Source organism: Streptococcus cristatus ATCC 51100 (genome assembly GCF_011612585.1).
GTDB lineage: Bacteria > Bacillota > Bacilli > Lactobacillales > Streptococcaceae > Streptococcus > Streptococcus cristatus_H.
In genome coordinates this window covers 66,692-84,164 of the sequence record NZ_CP050133.1, presented here as the reverse complement: position 1 = coordinate 84,164, position 17,473 = coordinate 66,692, and the positions used below count along the sequence as shown (strand labels likewise).

Below are 17,473 nucleotides of genomic sequence, written 5' to 3'. Positions count from 1 at the left end.
CTCTCGCCTTCCTAAAGCCACTTATAAAAAATTAATGGATCTGTGCTGCAATATCTTGGTCAGTTTGCTCAATGATGTCAGCAACTTTAACCAACTGAGCATTGATATCTTGAAGTAATTGTGCAAATTCTTTGATTTTTGGAGACAATTCATTGAATTGTGCTTCAAAACTATCAAAAGCAGAACCGTCCCAGTTTTCAGCAATAACTGCTTGCTCACGAGTCAAGTCATTAAGAACTTGGGTCACATTTTCAGAACCGCTAGTATATTTAGTTGCAGATTGACGAAGGTCTTCTGGAGTTAATTTAATTTGTGCCATATTTTTCTCCTTAAAATAAATAATGGTAATATAATTGTAACAATTAATATCTATAATTTCAAGTATTTAGATAAAAATAAATACATTTTTGTATAAATACTAATAATCTACAGATAATTTAAAGCCTAATTGTAACTTGATTTACTGGGTTCAGCTTAGTTTTTCAGTTTTAATAAATTGGTTATTTAAATCTAAAAGTCTATTAACAACCTAATTTTTCGAGAACAGCCTGATAGTTTTCTTGAACTTGATCTAGCCCAACCACCACTTCTTGACGAGTTTCATTATTCTTCACAGTGACTTGGTTGCTTTCGATTTCACTTTCACCTAAAGTAATGATGGTCTTGGCCCTGAAAGCATCTGCTGACTTGAATTGTGCCTTAAGCTTGCGGTCCAAATAGTCTCGCTCCGCTGCAAATCCTTGATTCCGGAGGGCTTGCACTAATTCTAAAGCACTGCGATTAGCGGTCTCACCTAAAACGGCAATATAAGCATCCAAGCCTGTCTCAAGCGGCAAAGCTGCTCCCTGTTTTTCTAAAATCAAGAGGAGACGCTCCATTCCCATACCAAAACCAAAGGCAGGGGTTTCTGGCCCACCAAAGTAGTCAACCAAGCCATCATAACGGCCACCCGCACAGATAGTTAGTTCGCTGCCTGCCACATCAGTCGTAAACTCAAAAATCGTGTGATTGTAGTAGTCCAGTCCGCGCACCATATTGGTGTTAATGACATAAGGAACGTCCAAAGACTCTAGCATTGAGCGGACAGCCGCAAAATGCTCCTGGCTCTCCTCATCCAGAAAGTCCAAAATCGAAGGTGCCTGCTCAACGGCTACCTTATCTTCTTTTTCCTTCGAATCCAGCACCCGCAGCGGATTTTCCTCCAAACGACGCTGACTATCCTTAGAAAGACTGTCTTTCAGCGGAGTCAAATAATCAATCAAGGCCTGACGGTAGGCAGCCCGACTCGCCGCATTACCCAAACTATTCAGCTGCAGCGTCACCTGTCCAATTCCAATTTCCTTGAAGAACTGAGCCGCCATAGCAATCGTTTCTGCATCTGTCGCTGGATTTTCAGAGCCGAAGCACTCCACCCCGATTTGGTGAAATTCGCGCAAGCGACCAGCCTGAGGCCGCTCATAGCGGAACATAGAGCCCATATAATAAAGCTTGACTGGCTTTTGAACTTCTGGTGCAAAGAGCTTGTTTTCCACATAAGAACGAACGACTGGTGCAGTTCCTTCTGGTCGCAAGGTTATATGACGGTCTCCCTTATCGTAGAAATCATACATTTCCTTGGTCACGATGTCTGTCGTATCTCCAACAGAACGACTGATGACCTCATAGTGCTCAAAAATCGGTGTCCGAATTTCCGCATAGTTGTATTTTTTAAACGTCTTACGAGCAAACTCCTCCAGATACTGCCATTTAGCAGATTCCTGAGGGAGGATATCCTGAGTTCCTTTAGGTTTTTGTAATTTCATTTTCTAATCCTCTGCAACTATATAATATCTATTATTTTACCATAAATCAGATGTTTTGAGGAGTTAGAGCAGAAAAATTCCCTCCGAGAGACTAAATCCGTTTTCATTCGCTAGAATTTCTTGAAAAATTGTCAGAATTATGAGAAAATAAGACCACCATTCTATAGAGAAAGAAGGACTGAAGATGAGAGACGATATCAAAATCAATGACCGAGCAGCAGCTATCCAAGAAGAATTAATTAAAAAACTCGAAACGATTTACGATCCAGAGGTCGAGCTTGATGTCTACAATCTCGGGCTCATCTATGAAATCAATCTTGACGAGACTGGCCACTGCAAGATTGTCATGACCTTCACAGACACAGCCTGCGACTGTACCGAGACCGTTCCCATTGAAATCGTCGAGTCCCTGAAGCAAATCGAGGGCATCGAAACTGTCTCCGTTGAAGTCACTTGGTCGCCCGCGTGGAAAATCACTCGTATCAGTCGCTTTGGACGGATTGCGTTAGGGATTAGTCCTAGATAAGAAGCTGAACATTCATCCAAATTAATAAACCCGCTAGAAAAACTAGCGGGTTCTTTTGTCATATATAAGCTATTTTTTACCTGTTTCTTCTGTTTTCCAGAAGTCGGTAACAGCACCTTTAGCAGCAGAAGATACCATATGGGCATATTTACCAAGTACACCGCGGCTATAAAGCGGTGGAATGGTTGTTTCTGCTTTGCGTTTTTCAAGTTCTTCTTCAGAAACTGCCATGGAAATTTCCTTGGTATCTTGGTCAACCGTGACCATATCGCCTGTACGAAGGTAGGCAATCGGGCCACCATCCTGAGCTTCCGGAGCGATATGTCCGACAACGAGACCGTAGGTACCACCTGAGAAGCGACCGTCTGTCAAGAGTGCTACCTTATCTCCTTGGCCTTTCCCTACGATGATAGAAGAAAGTGACAGCATTTCTGGCATACCAGGGCCACCCTTTGGACCAACATAGCGAACCACGACTACATCGCCATCAACTACTTCATCGGCCAACACTGCATCAATAGCAGCTTCTTCTGAGTCAAAGACCTTAGCAGGTCCGACGTGACGACGAACTTTAACACCTGATACCTTGGCAACCGCGCCGTCTGGAGCTAGATTACCATGCAGGATAATCAATGGACCGTCCGCACGTTTTGGATTTTCAAGCGGCATAATAACCTTCTGACCTGGCGTCAAGTCAGCAAAGTCAGCCAAGTTTTCCGCCACCGTCTTACCTGTACAAGTGATACGATCACCGTGCAAGAAGCCATTAGCCAAGAGATATTTCATAACAGCAGGCACACCACCGACATTGTATAGGTCTTGGAAGACATACTGGCCAGATGGTTTCAAATCCGCCAAATGCGGCACGCGCTCTTGAATGACATTGAAATCATCCAAGGTCAGCTCCACATTGGCCGCATGAGCAATAGCTAACAAGTGCAGAGTAGCATTGGTAGAGCCGCCCAGAGCCATGGTCACTGTGATGGCATCTTCAAAGGCTTCGCGAGTCAGAATGTCAGACGGCTTGAGCCCCATTTCCAACATACGGACAACTGCTCTACCAGCTTCCACGATATCATCCTTCTTATCTTGAGATTCTGCTGGGTGAGAAGAAGAACCTGGCAAACTCATACCTAGAACTTCAATAGCTGTCGCCATAGTATTAGCCGTATACATACCGCCACAGCCACCAGGGCCAGGGCAGGCGTTACACTCGATGCGGCGCACTTCCTCAGCAGTCAAATCGCCATGATTCCACTTCCCGATTCCTTCAAAGACGGACACCAAGTCAATGTCCTTCCCGTCAAGATTTCCCGGTGCAATAGTTCCACCATAAGCAAAAATGGCCGGAATATCCATATTGGCAATGGCAATCATAGATCCAGGCATGTTCTTATCACAGCCACCGATAGCGACGAAGGCATCCACATTATGTCCGCCCATGGCAGCTTCGATGGAGTCTGCGATGATGTCGCGTGAAGTCAGAGAGAAGCGCATGCCCGGTGTCCCCATGGCGATCCCGTCTGCTACGGTAATCGTACCGAACTGAACAGGCCAAGCACCTTGTTCTTTTACTCCTTCCTTGGCTAGTTTACCAAAATCATGTAGGTGAATATTACAAGGCGTATTTTCTGCCCAAGTCGAAATCACTCCGACAATCGGAGTCTCAAAGTCCTTGTCTGTCATCCCTGTCGCGCGAAGCATGGCGCGGTTAGGAGATTTGACCATACTATCATAAATCTTACTTCTGTGGCGTGTATCTAATTTATCTGTCATGTCTTTCCCTTTCATTGTAGTCATCTTTGTGCTTTATTATACCACACTTATGCTCTGTTGGACAGAAGAAAATTTTTAAATTTTCAGAATATTGGAATAATAATCTAAAATATAGATGCAACGGCTAAAAAGCCTTACTATTGTCCAAAAGAAAATCAAAAATTTCTGTCAAGTAACTTTACTTTACAAAAAAGTTTTGTTATACTGTTAAAGTTGATGAAAATCATGAGATTGCATCGAATTACATTCTAAAAGGAGAAACAAACAATGGCAGTACCTGCACGTCGCACTTCAAAAGCGAAGAAAAACAAACGTCGTACACACTACAAAGTAACAGCTCCATCTGTAAACTTTGACGAAACTACTGGAGATTACTCACGTTCTCACCGCGTATCACTTAAAGGATACTACAAAGGACGTAAAATCGCTAAAGCTGCTGCAGCTGAATAATAGAAGGGAGATACCATGCGCGTAAATATTACACTTGAACACAAAGAATCTGGTGAACGCTTGTACCTTACTTCTAAAAACAAACGTAACACTCCAGACCGTCTTCAATTGAAGAAATACTCACCAAAACTTCGCAAGCATGTTGTGTTTACAGAGGTTAAGTAAGGGTTTCAGTACACGTCAATAGACGTCAAAATATTGATTTTAAGTAATTTTTGATTTTTTGAAACTCATTATATCGCACTACAAATCAATAAAAACTCTACCTTTTACTCTACCTTTTTTAGATAAATATATCATCTGGATATTGAAGTTAAGCCCTGCTATCATTTCGATGGCAGGGCTTTTTAATATTTGGTACACTAACTTCTTATCTATATTTTGGTGGATTTTAAGTTGACATCTACAAAGGTTAATGTTAGAATACATTCAAAAATATATTTGAATGAGGTGTTTTATGATTCAAAATATTGTTACTTCAATAATCCTGTATTCTGGGACAGCCGTAGACTTACTTATTATCCTAATGTTATTTTTTGCCAAAAGAAAAAGCAGAAAGGACATCATTAACATCTATTTAGGACAATTTCTAGGCTCTGTTAGTCTAATATTCCTAAGTTTGCTTTTTGCATTTGTCTTAAATTATATTCCTAGTAAAGAGATTTTAGGTTTGCTCGGTTTGATTCCAATTTTCCTAGGACTCAAAGTTTTGCTTTTAGGAGATTCTGATGGAGAAGCTATTGCAAAAGATGGTTTGCGCAAAGATAATAAAAACCTGATTTTTCTAGTCGCTATGATTACTTTTGCAAGTTGTGGTGCTGACAATATTGGTGTTTTTGTCCCATATTTTATTACCTTAAATTTAGCGAATTTGATTGTGGCTTTACTTACCTTTCTAGTCATGATTTATCTCTTGGTTTTTTCTGCCCAAAAATTGGCACAAGTCCCTTCTGTTGGAGAAACTTTGGAAAAATATAGCAGATGGTTTATTGCCGTTGTCTATTTAGGATTGGGGATGTATATCCTGATTGAAAACAACAGCTTTGACATGCTAAGGACTGTGTTCGGCTAGGAGAAAAAATTATGAAAAAAGATAGTATCTGCCAAGTGAATATTATAAATCAACAAAATGTTACAACCGCAACGAACTACCTTGAAAAGGAAAAAGTCCAAAAATCACTTCGTATTTTATCAAAGTTTACCGATAATAAACAGATAAATATCATCTTTTATCTCCTTACTGTTGAAGAACTCTGTGTCTGTGATATAGCCTGTTTACTAAATCTCAGTATGGCATCTGCCTCCCACCATCTTCGTAAACTAGCCAATCAAAATATCTTGGACACTAGAAGAGAGGGGAAAATTATATATTATTTTATAAAAGATGAGGAAATCAGAGATTTTTTTAATCAACTAGGATAACAACTATTTTTACTACTTTATACTTTTCCATGATTATAGGGGGATTATATATGAAATTTTTTGAAGAAAATTATTCACAGGAAATACCTACTCGTATCAAAAATTTAAGAAAAAAATACAATATTACACAAAGCGAACTAGGCAATGCAGGTCAAGTTAGTCAAGTTGAAAGTGGTAAGCGACCAATTACGAGTTCGATGTTAGTTTATTTAAATGCTCTAACCGCTTCGAGCTATACGTATATCGTTTTTGGAGAGTTAGATGAGTTTATTGAGAATCTGTTTCATTATTTTTTCAGTTCTATTTTATATAGAGATTTAGAGGCTGTAGATGAAAAACTATATTCTTTCATGAGTGATGATTTAATTTCAATCCAATCAAGTTGTCTAAGTATTGCCAAGACATTTGCAAATTTCAATATTCAAAGAAAAAATTTTTTGGTTTCTGATGAAACTGAAATGGATACTTTTCACAAGAAAGATGACATTGATATTACTGTTGGTGAAAAAAGTTATAACCTCGCTAGAAGTTTTAGAACCCGTACCATCAATGAATTGACTGTCATTGATTTTGAAGAAATGTTTGATATTCTTTGGTTGATGTTAGGGGATAATTTAATTAAATCATTTGAAGTTAATGTCTGTGGTATCCTATTTGAATTAGACGGAAATGGCATACCCTCAACATTTAGGCAAGAAAACATTGATCCTCTCATCAATAAATGGTGGTCTGAGAATGTCTCAACAGAGATAATCCCCAACCTCATAAAAAAACTTAGAGAAAATCCCTTGTTTAATATCGGATTTATGGTAAATGATATATTAGAAAGAATGTATAAAGAGAATATTCCAAAATCTTACCTTACATCCGTCCCGTTAGTTATTTCTCAAAAAGGAAGAACAACCTCTTCGTTTAGTATGACTGGTGGTCAACAAATAGATGAAGTGAAATTCAAACAGATATCTGAGGAATATATGAAATTACTCAGTCAAGGTAAGGATATCACAGAGTTATATCAAAAATATTCTAAAGAAGAGTTGGCAAATCTAGGCATTAATATTTATCAATCCAATGATATAGAAAGGACTGAGGAAAGAACTTTTGATGAAATTATCAGTTGGGTTTCCAACCCTTATGCAACAAGACCAATTCAAGAAAGGCACACTATTCAATTAGAGCCAACAAGATTTTCACTAGAGGATAAGAAACATATTGAAAAAATTGCCTCTCAGGGAATAAACGACATCGACCTTGTTGATTTAGTTGAACTCTATGATATCAATTTAGATAATACAAATGTCACTCGCTATATTGAGGGATTATTGACGAATAATACACAAGTAACATACTATTTCCAAGAACAATTAAACGAGGAATTACTCGCAATGGCTTCGGCTTTAGATAGAGTTCAACAAGCATTTATTAAACTATTAAGCGAAGAGGAAATACGAAAATTTGCTCTTTAGAGACTAGGTAAATCGCCTAGTCTTTTTTTGCGCTTCATTTTACAAATTAGCCTATTAAAGTAAAAAATGAAGTAAAAAATAAAAGAACATTATGCTTTATACTGAGTACATCAAGAAAAACTCTTGATAAAAATTTTAATAGTCCAAATTGATGGCCATCAAAGGACAGATTGAAACAAATATGATGATATGACGATAAAGGTCATGTCTTGCATAGAATTGTTTCGCTGTTTCTTTGGTGTGCCTTTTGACATACTCGGCGTTCAATATTTGCTCATTTTGTTTCCTTCTGTCCAAGGACGGAAAGGAGCTCATCATTATGAGCAATAAAGTCAAAGAACGCAGAGATGCGAAAATCGCAAAAGCTGTTGAAGCTAAAAATTGGGACGAAGTAAGTCGGCTTCTCCAGCAAGAACAAAGCAATGCTGAACGTCGTGACCGATACCACCATAAAAGAAGCCTTGAAGAGAGCGTCTCTCGTAATGAGGGTAAACGACGTGAACGCTATGAAGTAGTTGCAAGTTCTGATTTGAATCCCGAAGAAGCTTTAATCCTAGAAGAGTTAAGACAAGCTATTCGTGAAGCTAAAGCATCCTTATCAGAAATTGACCGTAAAATTGTTGAAATGATAGCAGAACAAGGTTCAAGCTATAAAGAAACGGCTCGCTATGTCACTGAACATTATAAAAAAATGAGTGATGTAACAGTTAAATCCCATTATTGTAAAGCGCTAAAAAAATTAGCCCCTTTATTAAAAACTTATTGCTAATCCCTCAAATCCAGTGTCTCTTATCACTGGATTTTTTTGTAAAAAAATTAAAAATTCAACAAATAACTTTGCGTTTAGCTGTCTCATTCTCCTTAGTAATAAGGAGGTGGTACACAACCAAAACAACTACGTCCAGCTCACGACCAAAACCGAGCAACTCGCATTCGCATTATTTCTCAATAATAAAGGAGGAACAGCCCTATGGCGTTTAAAATGAAAACCACAAAAGGTGGTTATACAACTACATTGGCTGATAAAATTATCAGTCAAAAACAACCGATTTACTCACTTAGTACCGAACTTGAACCACAACAACGGTTTGAAGAAGGAAAACCAACAGGAGAAATCGTAGCCTATAAAGCATGGTTTGTACAGGAAGGGCAAGACCCTTTCCAAGTAAAATTCGAAGATAGGATTGAGCTTCCATCGTTCCAATCCATGATTCAATTTGACACCCTACAAGCTTGCGAAGTAAAATATAACGTTTACTTCAAAGCAAATGGTATCAAGGAGGTGCGGTAATGACCTCACAATCTCGTGATGCGCTGAACCAATCTTTCCTGCAATCTTACCTGCTCCAGAGCCTAAACATGGCTCTGGGGGCTTTAATGCAGGGGGAAACCAGCTATACTAATTCTTTTAACGTCATTATTCAAGAAGACGGCTTTGTCTTTGTCCCTCGCCTGCCTTGTGCTTATATTCTTGATGATGACTTGTACAAGAAAATTTTTCTGATTGCTAACGCTTCTCTCTACCCTCAATTTACTCTCTTGAAACAAAATGCAACCTATTTTGTTCCACTCGAAACAGATGACTTACACATTCAACGTGGATTGTTTTTCCCTTGGAAAAAGGGAATTTCAGAACGTTTAACTATTCCTGATTTGGATAAATTTTCAGCTAGCCTACCACAAGGAAAAATTCCCATTATGAAGCACTTTGAACTAAACCTTGAAAAGATAAATCACTGGGCTATTGCTGGAAATTCAGGCTCTGGGAAAAGCTATGCTTTAACGTACTTTTTGAGTGTTCTGAAACATATGTCTGACTTAATTATAATTGACCCAAAATTCGATACACCAAGCCGATGGGCAAGGGAAAATCACATTGCAGTTATCCACCCTGTCGAAAACCGTTCAAAATCTGATTTCGTTTCACAAGTCAATGAACAATTAAGCCAATGTGCAACCCTCATTCAGAAACGACAAGCTATCTTATATGATAACCCCAACCATCAATTTACTCATCTAACCATTGTCATTGATGAAGTCCTAGCCCTATCAGAGGGAGTCAATAAGAACATCAAAGAAGCCTTTTTCTCTTTACTCTCACAAATTGCCTTGTTGGGACGTGCTACCAAAATCCATCTCTTTTTAGTAAGCCAGCGTTTTGACCATAACACTATCCCCATTTCAGTGAGGGAACAGCTAAACGTATTATTGCAAATTGGAAATATCAATCAGAAAACCACTCAATTCTTATTTCCAGACCTAGACCCAGAGGGGATTGTCATTCCGACAGGACACGGAACAGGTATCATTCAAGTTATCGACAATGAACACCCCTACCAAGTTCTACCCCTACTCTGTCCAACCTATTACACAAAACGAGGTATCCTATGACCACTAAAACCTATTTCATGAGAAGCTTTAATCTCATATTATACTTACTGCTTATTGCTCCAATCTGTTCAGTGTTTGGTTGGCTGTTCAATTTTGTTTCAGTTCAACTATCTACCGTCACACTTGTCAATCTAGATACGGTTAAAAACATTACTGATACCATTAGTTCCGTTTGTCACGGATTCACTCTTATTTCTTTACTTCTTGCCTTATTTTTAGCTGGATTAGAGATTATACAACGATTGAAAACAGATAGTCTTTGGAACTACTGTTTATCTATCTATCGCACCTTTTTATTAAGACACTTCCTTTTCCAGCGTGAACGAGTACAGAATATAAGTAACCTTCTTGAACATCAAACTATTACCACTATCAATCCAATCCATAATGGATTTAACCGTTCTGTCCGTAAATGTATCGTAGATATACGAAAAGATACCATCACTATTTTTCTAAAAGTTCCTAGAGACCAACAGGGACAAAAAATCCTAAAAGAAATGGAAGCACAACTGAAAGAAGAAATTGTTAGCCAACACGGCGATTATTATTTCTCTTCTCCTGTTCGAGTTCGTAACCAATTATGGTTCACGGGTCAAAAGCGTTAATCCTAGGGGCTGTGGCTTGCGAAGCAAGAGCCAAACAGCCCCTTCTTTATACTCTGCTCCACCATGACCTATTGGGGTTACTACGACCCCCAATAGGTCAATAATCAATAATCACAAAATTTTGAAAAAATCTCCCAAAAAACTTTGCATTTAGCCTGTCATTTCTCCTTAGTAATATAACCAATAGAAATGAGGCATTTGCCTATGGCAGAACAACGTACTAGCAAATGGACATTTCTCTTTTACAAAGAGAACGCTCCAGAAGACTACTTGAACGTCTTGGAAGAACTTCATATCCCATTTATCCTTAGCCCTTGGCACGATAAAGATGTGAACAGACAAACCGGAGAGTTCAAAAAGGCACATAAGCACGGTGCTTTCTTCTTTGATTCACTGAAAAGCTATTCCCAAGTGTCCAATATTATCAGCGACAAGTTAAACGGTCCAGCACATGTGGAAGCCGTCATGTCTCCTACTGGGTTATTTGACTACTTTACCCATGCTGAGAATCCAGAGAAGACCCCCTATAATATTGAAGATATTGAATTTGGCTGTGGCTTTGATTTAGATAAATTTTTAATAGAGATGAGAACCTCTGATTTTATCAATGAAGTAGTCGATATCATCGAAGAGAACGACTTTACAGAATTTGAAGAACTGGTCTGGTATGCACGAGCAAACAATATCAATCTACTAGATCTCATTATTGAACGTACCTATTTCTTTGCTAAGTATTTAGATTCACGACGGCATAATCCAAATCGGTTACAGACTGCCAATACAGAGGAGAAAGACAATGATGAATAACGAAAAGTTAGAACAAATTGAACAGTTATTGCAAACACTTATCAAGCTCATTCAAATCAAAGAGCAGAGCAGACCACTAAAGATAATTCAGCAACGAGAATTGCTGAGACAACTAAATATCTCTCCAAACACACTAAAAACTTGGGAACAAAAAGGATTAAAAAGATTAGAACCTCCTATAGAGGGGACTCGAACCGTCTTCTATTTATTAGACGATGTTATTGACTTCTTGAACTCCTAATGTTGAAGTTTTGTGCTAAAATAGTATTATCTAAAAGAAAGAGTGGTAACTATTTTAGCCTGCTTCAATATCCTGAAGAAAGGCAAATATGGAAACTGAAACAATTGTCCATAATGGCAAAAAAGTCATTAAAAAAATCAAAAAAGATAAGTCCGTCTCATACACTTTGAAGGGGGCATTTCTCGGTAAGGATGCTAAGACTGGCAAACAGGTTACTACAACCATTACAGCAAAAACACTAAAACAGCTTGATAGAGAAGTTATCCAAGCACGGCTAGATTTTGAAAGAAATGGATTTACTCGAAAAGAAGTTATAACTATTGCTACACTTGAAGATTTAGCTGAAGCATGGTTTCAATCTTATCAAACTTGGGTTAGCTCGCATAACACATTAAATAGAGTGAGAGGTTACCTAGATAATTATATTATCCCAAAATTTGGAGATTATAAACCAGATAAAATAGAATCTGCTGATATTCAGTTATGGCTAAATGACCTAGCCAAAAAATCAAAGAAATCTGTTGAATCTGGTGTGAAACGTGCAAATAAGGGGAGCCAAAAGACTTCGGAGCGGTCATCCATAAGTTGAAAGATATTTTTGACTATGGTATTACAAACTATGGTCTAACCGCTAATCCCGTCAGCACCGTTAAGATTCCACCTAAGCCAAAATCAAATAAGCAACGTATCATGGTACTACATGATGATAGCCTTGCTATGTGGCTTAATTATCTTAAAAATTTAGATAACAGTAGAGCCAATCGAAGGTTTAAGTTGATTTGTAATACTCTCTTGGCTTCAGCCTTGCGTATAAATGAGTTATTGGCATTGACAAATGATGATTTGAACTTTGAAGAATCCTCTATTAGTGTCAACAAAACATTACTTTGGAAAACCGCTAATAAAAAGGCAGGAACAAAAGGGGAAGTTATCTGTAAGGCAACACCAAAAACTGACGCAGGCAATCGCTCTATTCCAGTTCCTTTATCTATACTTGAAGAACTTCAAGATTTTCACAAAGAAATGAACAAGTATCTTAAATTACACAATAGACCTGAAACAAAGTTGGTTTTCCCAACAATTTACGGAAACTATATGTGTGATAGAAACGAGCGAACAACTCTCAAGAAAAGATTAGCTAGTCTAGGATTACCCGATTATGGTTTCCATTTATTCCGACATACCCATGCTTCAATGTTGCTTAATGCTGGCACAAATTGGAAAGAACTCCAGGTCAGAATGGGGCATAAATCAATTTCAACCACAATGGATACTTACGCTGAATTAGCACCGCAAAGAAAGTTAGAAGCTGTAGGTATTTATCTTGATAAGATTGCTGAGCTAACGCAATAACTACTCTACCATTCACTCTACCTTTTAATAAGTAGAGTTACAAAAACGTTGACATACCAACGTTTTTAATAGCTAAAATAGAAAATACTTAACCTTTACAGAAGTGAAGTAAGCATTCAATACGAATCAATACAGAAGAAAGACGCTGATTTCAAGCGTTTTTTCTTTTTGTCAAATTCAGTACATCGCAATATAAATCAAGCGAATCACTACTTTTTTCACTACCTTTATTTGAAATGAGAATATCGATTCGGACAATCAAAAGTAAGAGGAACTTCATTATGAGGCTCCTCTTTTTCTATGCTCGCTCCAACATCTATTTCGCTATAGTAAAATAGCATAAGAATTAATGCATTCGATTTTATTCAGCTCGATAAGCTGGAATCTATTTACTTACGGTATTCCTCTAGTTTAGATTCATACTTTTTTAAAAGTTCCCGTGAGTAAACTTTTTCATGTGTCGAGTTTCTAACTTCTTTCCAGAGAATAGCTGCAACTTTTAACTTATTAGAATAACAATCGCTCAATTCATCTAAACAAAAGTCTTTTAGAAACTGATTCCATTGGCAAGCCGAACTATCATACTTGGCATAATCTGACTCACCATAATATATTTTAATCATATCTTGAATAGTGAATTTTATATCTTTATCCCTTTTTACTTTTCGCCAAGCCGTTGCCATATCAGCACTAAATTTAAACGGACTAATCCCTGTTACAGCTGAAAAATAATCTCGAAATTTTTGGTTAAAAGAAAAACCACAGTTAAGTAACGGAGTCTCCAAGGTTATCACTTCGACTTGACTTTTGTTTCCTTTACTCAAAAATTTTTCTACTTTATTTCCCTTAAAATACTGTTCGATAATATAGTTTAATTCTTGCTTCGTACATCTATACTCTAATCCAAGGGACTTACAAATTTGTGAAAGTTCTTCTCGATACCAGTAGTATCTATTAAATTCTTCAAATGATTTTATATCTCGAAAATCAGGTCTTTTTTCTCCCATATGCACACCTTAATACATTCAAATTTGTCAGACAATCAATTTACTTGCTAACTTATAAACCCGTCTTATCACTTTACTTTCTAAGTTCCAGCTATCGAGCTCAATTTTAATCAACTCTGGAAATTTCTTACTAATATCCCTTAAAGCAATTCCGACCGATTTTATCACATATTCTTTTAAGTTTGCAATATTATATATCCCTCTAAACCAAAAATCTATCTGAAGTTTTTATGATATGTGCTGTTTCTTTGACGTCCAAATCATCTGTATACAGCAAATGATTTTTCTCAATATTTTTAGTTAAGAACTCATTTCTTGACTGGATAGATAAATCGCCTGTTCTTTCAATTTCTTCTCTAGAAGAATCTCGGTCTCTAAGCGTTTGTTCTTCTGCTAGCAAGACGCAGTATTTTAAGTTTATCTGTCTTGTCTTTAAGAACTCTGCGATTTTCTTCAATTGTTCCTCAAATATGACATATTCTATGACGACTGTAATGCCTCGGGCCATAAAATTATCGGTCAGACTAATGACATTATCCCAGAATAAATCCATGTAGTAGCCATCATCCTCCCAAGGAGCTACTAGTCCGCTTTTAATCATTAAGTAGATCATGTCGCCTTCTATCACCGCACTTTTGTCAAAAGAGTAAGCTAATTCTTTGCTGACCGTGCTTTTTCCAACGCCTGGAGGACCAGAAACAATATAAACACAATTTTCCAATTTAATACCTCTATCAATTCTAACGATTCTGAGAATAACTGCTCATATTATATCATTATTTCTATCGACTTCAAATCCTTCAAAAAAGAGTGTGGAAATGGGTAAAATTCGGAAAAAAGTTCTCAGAAAGAAGCAAGAAAACCCTTTCTTTTGGAAATTTTCATTTTAATGCAATAAATTTTGACAGATGGTCTGATAGCCTTTATAATAGTATTATTATTAGAATTAGGGAGAGTATGTCCATGCCAAGCAATGAAGAGAACAAAGGTATGTTGCGTAATTTTTTAGGAGGCTTTAAGCGTCTTATAAAAGGAGAAGAGCAAGAGGAAGAATCGTCTGCTTCCAATAATAATCAAGGAATCACCCCACAGGTCAATATGACCCAAGAAGATAGAGAGAATTTCCTCATTGAGAAAGCTTTGGAATCTATCCAATACTACGACCGCTTAGATGTTATGAATATCGGCGGAGAAGAAGATCCTGACGAATCTCAAGCTGTAGAAAGTGAATCTAGTCTAGCTCAAGAAAAAGTGACAGCTAAGGGTCCTTCAACTAGCGAGGCAGATTCTGCTGAAACAAGTCTCTCAACAGCGGCAGATTCTCGGAAAAAGCGAGGCTTGAAGAGCGCTGCAGACTCAATATCCTTATCATTGAGTATTGAAAGTAAAAAAGCGTCTCGGAGCTTATCCGTCTCCAAATCACAAACGCAAAGTTTGGCAGTTGGCCAATCTGACAGCAAAGAAACAGATACTTCTGCTAGCTTATCAATTGCTGAGTCGATTGCGCAAAGTTATGCCTTCGAGCAATCAATCCTTGAAGAAAATAGAGCGTCTCTTAGCTTATCAATTTTTGAGTCAGTCTCTCAAAGCATGGCCGCTGAAGAGTCTCTCAGTGCGGACAACGAAGCATCGCTGAGCTTATCTGCTGCTGAGTCTGTGGCGCAAAGCATTGTAGTCCAAGAGTCAATCAGCGCAGAATTGGAAACGTCGCTGAGCTTATCTGTTGCAGAGTCTGTTTCGCAAAGTATTGCTATCCAAGAATCTATCAGCGCAGAAATCGAAGCGTCTAAGAGCTTGTCTGTGGCTGAGTCTATTTCTCAGAGCATTGCCATCCAAGAATCTATCAGCGCGGAATTCGAAGCATCTCTTAGCCTGTCGGCAGCAGAATCTGTTTCTCAAAGTATCGCGATTCAGGAATCCATTAGCGCAGAATTGGAAGCATCTACCAGCTTGTCCGTGGCTGAATCTATTTCTCAGAGCGTTGCCATCCAAGAATCTATCAGCGCGGAATTGGAAGCTTCGCTGAGCCTATCTGTGGCTGAGTCTGTGTCTCAAAGCATCGCGATTCAGGAATCCATTAGCGCAGAATTGGAAGCATCTACCAGCTTGTCCGTAGCCGAGTCTATTTCTCAAAGCATTGCTATCCAGGAATCCATTAGCGCAGAATTGGAAACGTCGCTGAGCTTGTCTGTGGCTGAGTCTATTTCTCAAAGCGTTGCTATCCAAGAATCTATCAGCGCAGAAATCGAAGCATCTAAGAGCCTGTCTGTGGCGGAATTGGTGTCACAAAGTATCGCGATTCAGGAATCAATCAGTGCTGAAATCGAAGCGTCTACTAGTCTATCGGTGGCAGAGTCCGTTTCACAAAGCATTGCTATCCAAGAATCAATCAGCGCAGAAATCGAAGCGTCTGCTAGCCTGTCGGTGGCGGAGTCTATTTCTCAGAGCATTGCTATCCAAGAATCAATCAGCGCAGAAATCGAAGCGTCTGCTAGCCTGTCGGTGGCGGAATCTGTTTCTCAAAGCATTGCTATCCAAGAATCAATCAGCGCGGAAATCGAAGCATCTAACAGCTTATCTGTAGCAGAGTCTGTGTCTCAAAGCATTGCTATCCAAGAATCAATCAGTGCAGAGAGCGAAGCGTCTAACAGCTTGTCTGTAGAGGAATCCCAAGTCTTAGATAGAGCTATTGAGCAGTCTATTATCACGGAAAACGAAGTGTCTACGAGCTTATCTATCGTAGAGTCTGAAGCATTAAGTCAAGCGATCGCATTATCAATTAGCGCGGAAAATGAAGCGTCTATCAGCCTATCTGTAGCGGAATCTGAAGCATTAAGTCGGGCAATTGAACAATCTATTAGTGCTGAAAACGAGGCATCGCTAAGCCTATCTGTTACTGAAAATGAAATTCAAAGCATCGCTATTGAACAGTCTATCAGCCTAGAAAATGAAGTATCTACTAACCTGTCTATCGCGGAATCACAAGCGAAAAGCGTGGCCGTAGAGCAGTCTATCAGCTTGGAACAAGAACAGTCACGCAGCCTATCTATCGCTGAATCGCAATCACAACATGCGGCGGTAGAACAATCCCGCAATCTGGAACAGGAATATTCATACAGTTTGGCAGCTGCGGAATCTAGAGCCAAAAGAGATACTATTGAGCAGTCTACCAGCTTGGAGCAAGAACAATCATTTAGTTTATCTACTGCAGAATCTAAAGTCCTCAGCAGAGCCGTTGAACAATCAATCAGCGTCGAACAGGATCATTCATTCAGCATTTACCTTGCCCAATCTGAAGCCCAAAGTAAGATCATTGAGCAGTCTATCAGCCTAGAGCAAGAACAGTCACGCAGCCTGTCTATTGCTGAATCACAATCACAAAGTATCGCTATTGAGCAATCAATGATCGTGGAAAGAGAGCGTTCAATCAGTCTATCTATCGCTGAATCACAGTCACAAAGAATGATCATTGAACAATCAATCAGTGCAGAGAGAGCCCATTCGATCAGTCTGTCTGCTGCCGTATATCAATCGCAAAGCATGGCTTCTGAGTTCACCACTGTCACACAGAATCTATCAACCTTAGCCATGATTACTAAGAGACATAAAAAATAAGCTCAGAACAAA

Annotated in this window: 19 protein-coding genes and 2 pseudogenes; 14 read left to right on the top strand and 7 right to left on the bottom strand. The window is 38.5% G+C overall.

The window, feature by feature from the left end:
- Positions 1–31: 31 nt before the first annotated feature.
- Together HBA50_RS00450 and hisS are read right to left on the bottom strand one after the other, a co-directional pair.
- Positions 32–319 carry a WXG100 family type VII secretion target gene (locus HBA50_RS00450; protein WP_045500081.1) on the bottom strand — a complete coding sequence of 96 codons (288 nt, stop codon included), beginning with the start codon at positions 317–319 and terminating at the stop codon, positions 32–34.
- A gap of 202 nt (positions 320–521) precedes the next feature.
- Complete coding sequence (hisS, locus tag HBA50_RS00445; protein WP_045500078.1) at positions 522–1,802, bottom strand: histidine--tRNA ligase; 1,281 nt, start codon at positions 1,800–1,802, stop codon at positions 522–524.
- A 184-nt stretch (positions 1,803–1,986) separates the two neighbouring features.
- Here hisS and HBA50_RS00440 point away from each other — a divergent pair, with 184 nt between their 5' ends.
- Positions 1,987–2,328, top strand: coding sequence for a metal-sulfur cluster assembly factor (locus tag HBA50_RS00440; protein ID WP_005591447.1), 342 nt, complete (start codon positions 1,987–1,989; stop codon positions 2,326–2,328).
- 69 nt (positions 2,329–2,397) lie between these two features.
- Here the strand turns inward: HBA50_RS00440 and ilvD are convergent, their stop codons facing one another.
- Positions 2,398–4,119 (bottom strand): dihydroxy-acid dehydratase, encoded by a 1,722-nt coding sequence (ilvD, locus tag HBA50_RS00435; RefSeq protein WP_371259007.1) that lies wholly within the window; start codon positions 4,117–4,119, stop codon positions 2,398–2,400.
- A gap of 252 nt (positions 4,120–4,371) precedes the next feature.
- Here ilvD and rpmF point away from each other — a divergent pair, with 252 nt between their 5' ends.
- Positions 4,372–4,554, top strand: a complete 183-nt coding sequence (gene rpmF / locus HBA50_RS00430; protein ID WP_000290416.1) for a 50S ribosomal protein L32 — start codon at positions 4,372–4,374, stop codon at positions 4,552–4,554.
- Between the two features lie 15 nt (positions 4,555–4,569).
- Positions 4,570–4,719: a 50S ribosomal protein L33 gene (rpmG, locus tag HBA50_RS00425; RefSeq protein WP_001265622.1), complete on the top strand. Its 150-nt coding sequence runs from the start codon at positions 4,570–4,572 to the stop codon at positions 4,717–4,719.
- Positions 4,720–4,797: 78 nt separating this feature from the next.
- Here rpmG and HBA50_RS10210 read toward each other — a convergent pair whose 3' ends face one another.
- A complete protein-coding gene (locus HBA50_RS10210) occupies positions 4,798–4,983 on the bottom strand; it encodes a FanG protein (protein ID WP_071788395.1) in 186 nt (61 codons plus the stop codon).
- A 28-nt stretch (positions 4,984–5,011) separates the two neighbouring features.
- On the opposite strand from HBA50_RS10210, the gene HBA50_RS00415 reads away from it, so the two are divergent.
- From HBA50_RS00415 to HBA50_RS00370, 10 genes and pseudogenes are all read left to right on the top strand, one after another.
- On the top strand, positions 5,012–5,626 hold the full coding sequence (locus HBA50_RS00415) for a CadD family cadmium resistance transporter (protein ID WP_045500067.1): 615 nt from the start codon (positions 5,012–5,014) through the stop codon (positions 5,624–5,626).
- Positions 5,627–5,637: 11 nt separating this feature from the next.
- Positions 5,638–5,976, top strand: coding sequence for a Cd(II)/Zn(II)-sensing metalloregulatory transcriptional regulator CadX (gene cadX / locus HBA50_RS00410; protein WP_045500064.1), 339 nt, complete (start codon positions 5,638–5,640; stop codon positions 5,974–5,976).
- A 50-nt stretch (positions 5,977–6,026) separates the two neighbouring features.
- On the top strand, positions 6,027–7,442 hold the full coding sequence (locus HBA50_RS00405; protein WP_045500061.1) for a helix-turn-helix domain-containing protein: 1,416 nt from the start codon (positions 6,027–6,029) through the stop codon (positions 7,440–7,442).
- A gap of 319 nt (positions 7,443–7,761) precedes the next feature.
- Positions 7,762–8,211, top strand: a complete 450-nt coding sequence (locus HBA50_RS00400; RefSeq protein ID WP_045500059.1) for an RNA polymerase sigma factor — start codon at positions 7,762–7,764, stop codon at positions 8,209–8,211.
- Positions 8,212–8,412: 201 nt separating this feature from the next.
- On the top strand, positions 8,413–8,733 hold the full coding sequence (locus tag HBA50_RS00395; protein ID WP_003032314.1) for a hypothetical protein: 321 nt from the start codon (positions 8,413–8,415) through the stop codon (positions 8,731–8,733).
- A complete protein-coding gene (locus tag HBA50_RS00390) occupies positions 8,733–9,833 on the top strand; it encodes a P-loop NTPase family protein (protein WP_045500054.1) in 1,101 nt (366 codons plus the stop codon). Before HBA50_RS00395 ends, HBA50_RS00390 begins: the two co-directional genes overlap by 1 nt.
- On the top strand, positions 9,830–10,438 hold the full coding sequence (locus HBA50_RS00385) for a hypothetical protein (RefSeq protein WP_045500052.1): 609 nt from the start codon (positions 9,830–9,832) through the stop codon (positions 10,436–10,438). Before HBA50_RS00390 ends, HBA50_RS00385 begins: the two co-directional genes overlap by 4 nt.
- 204 nt (positions 10,439–10,642) lie before the next feature.
- Complete coding sequence (locus HBA50_RS00380; protein WP_045500050.1) at positions 10,643–11,245, top strand: replication protein; 603 nt, start codon at positions 10,643–10,645, stop codon at positions 11,243–11,245.
- Positions 11,238–11,486, top strand: a complete 249-nt coding sequence (locus HBA50_RS00375) for a MerR family transcriptional regulator (RefSeq protein ID WP_024408500.1) — start codon at positions 11,238–11,240, stop codon at positions 11,484–11,486. The genes HBA50_RS00380 and HBA50_RS00375 overlap by 8 nt, the downstream gene beginning before the upstream one ends.
- Before the next feature lie 88 nt (positions 11,487–11,574).
- Positions 11,575–12,839, top strand: a pseudogene (locus HBA50_RS00370) (tyrosine-type recombinase/integrase).
- Between the two features lie 389 nt (positions 12,840–13,228).
- Here the strand turns inward: HBA50_RS00370 and HBA50_RS00365 are convergent.
- The 3 genes and pseudogenes from HBA50_RS00365 to HBA50_RS00355 all read right to left on the bottom strand — a co-directional run bounded on the left by HBA50_RS00365 (position 13,229) and on the right by HBA50_RS00355 (position 14,567).
- Positions 13,229–13,846: an SAP domain-containing protein gene (locus tag HBA50_RS00365; RefSeq protein WP_045500047.1), complete on the bottom strand. Its 618-nt coding sequence runs from the start codon at positions 13,844–13,846 to the stop codon at positions 13,229–13,231.
- A gap of 27 nt (positions 13,847–13,873) precedes the next feature.
- A pseudogene (locus HBA50_RS00360) lies at positions 13,874–14,044 on the bottom strand (phosphomethylpyrimidine kinase); the annotation flags it as partial.
- Between the two features lie 4 nt (positions 14,045–14,048).
- Entirely contained in the window at positions 14,049–14,567 is a 519-nt protein-coding gene (locus HBA50_RS00355; RefSeq protein WP_045500044.1) for an AAA family ATPase, read from the bottom strand.
- Between the two features lie 242 nt (positions 14,568–14,809).
- Here HBA50_RS00355 and HBA50_RS00350 point away from each other — a divergent pair, with 242 nt between their 5' ends.
- On the top strand, positions 14,810–17,461 hold the full coding sequence (locus HBA50_RS00350) for a hypothetical protein (RefSeq protein ID WP_045500041.1): 2,652 nt from the start codon (positions 14,810–14,812) through the stop codon (positions 17,459–17,461).
- Positions 17,462–17,473 lie beyond the last annotated feature (12 nt).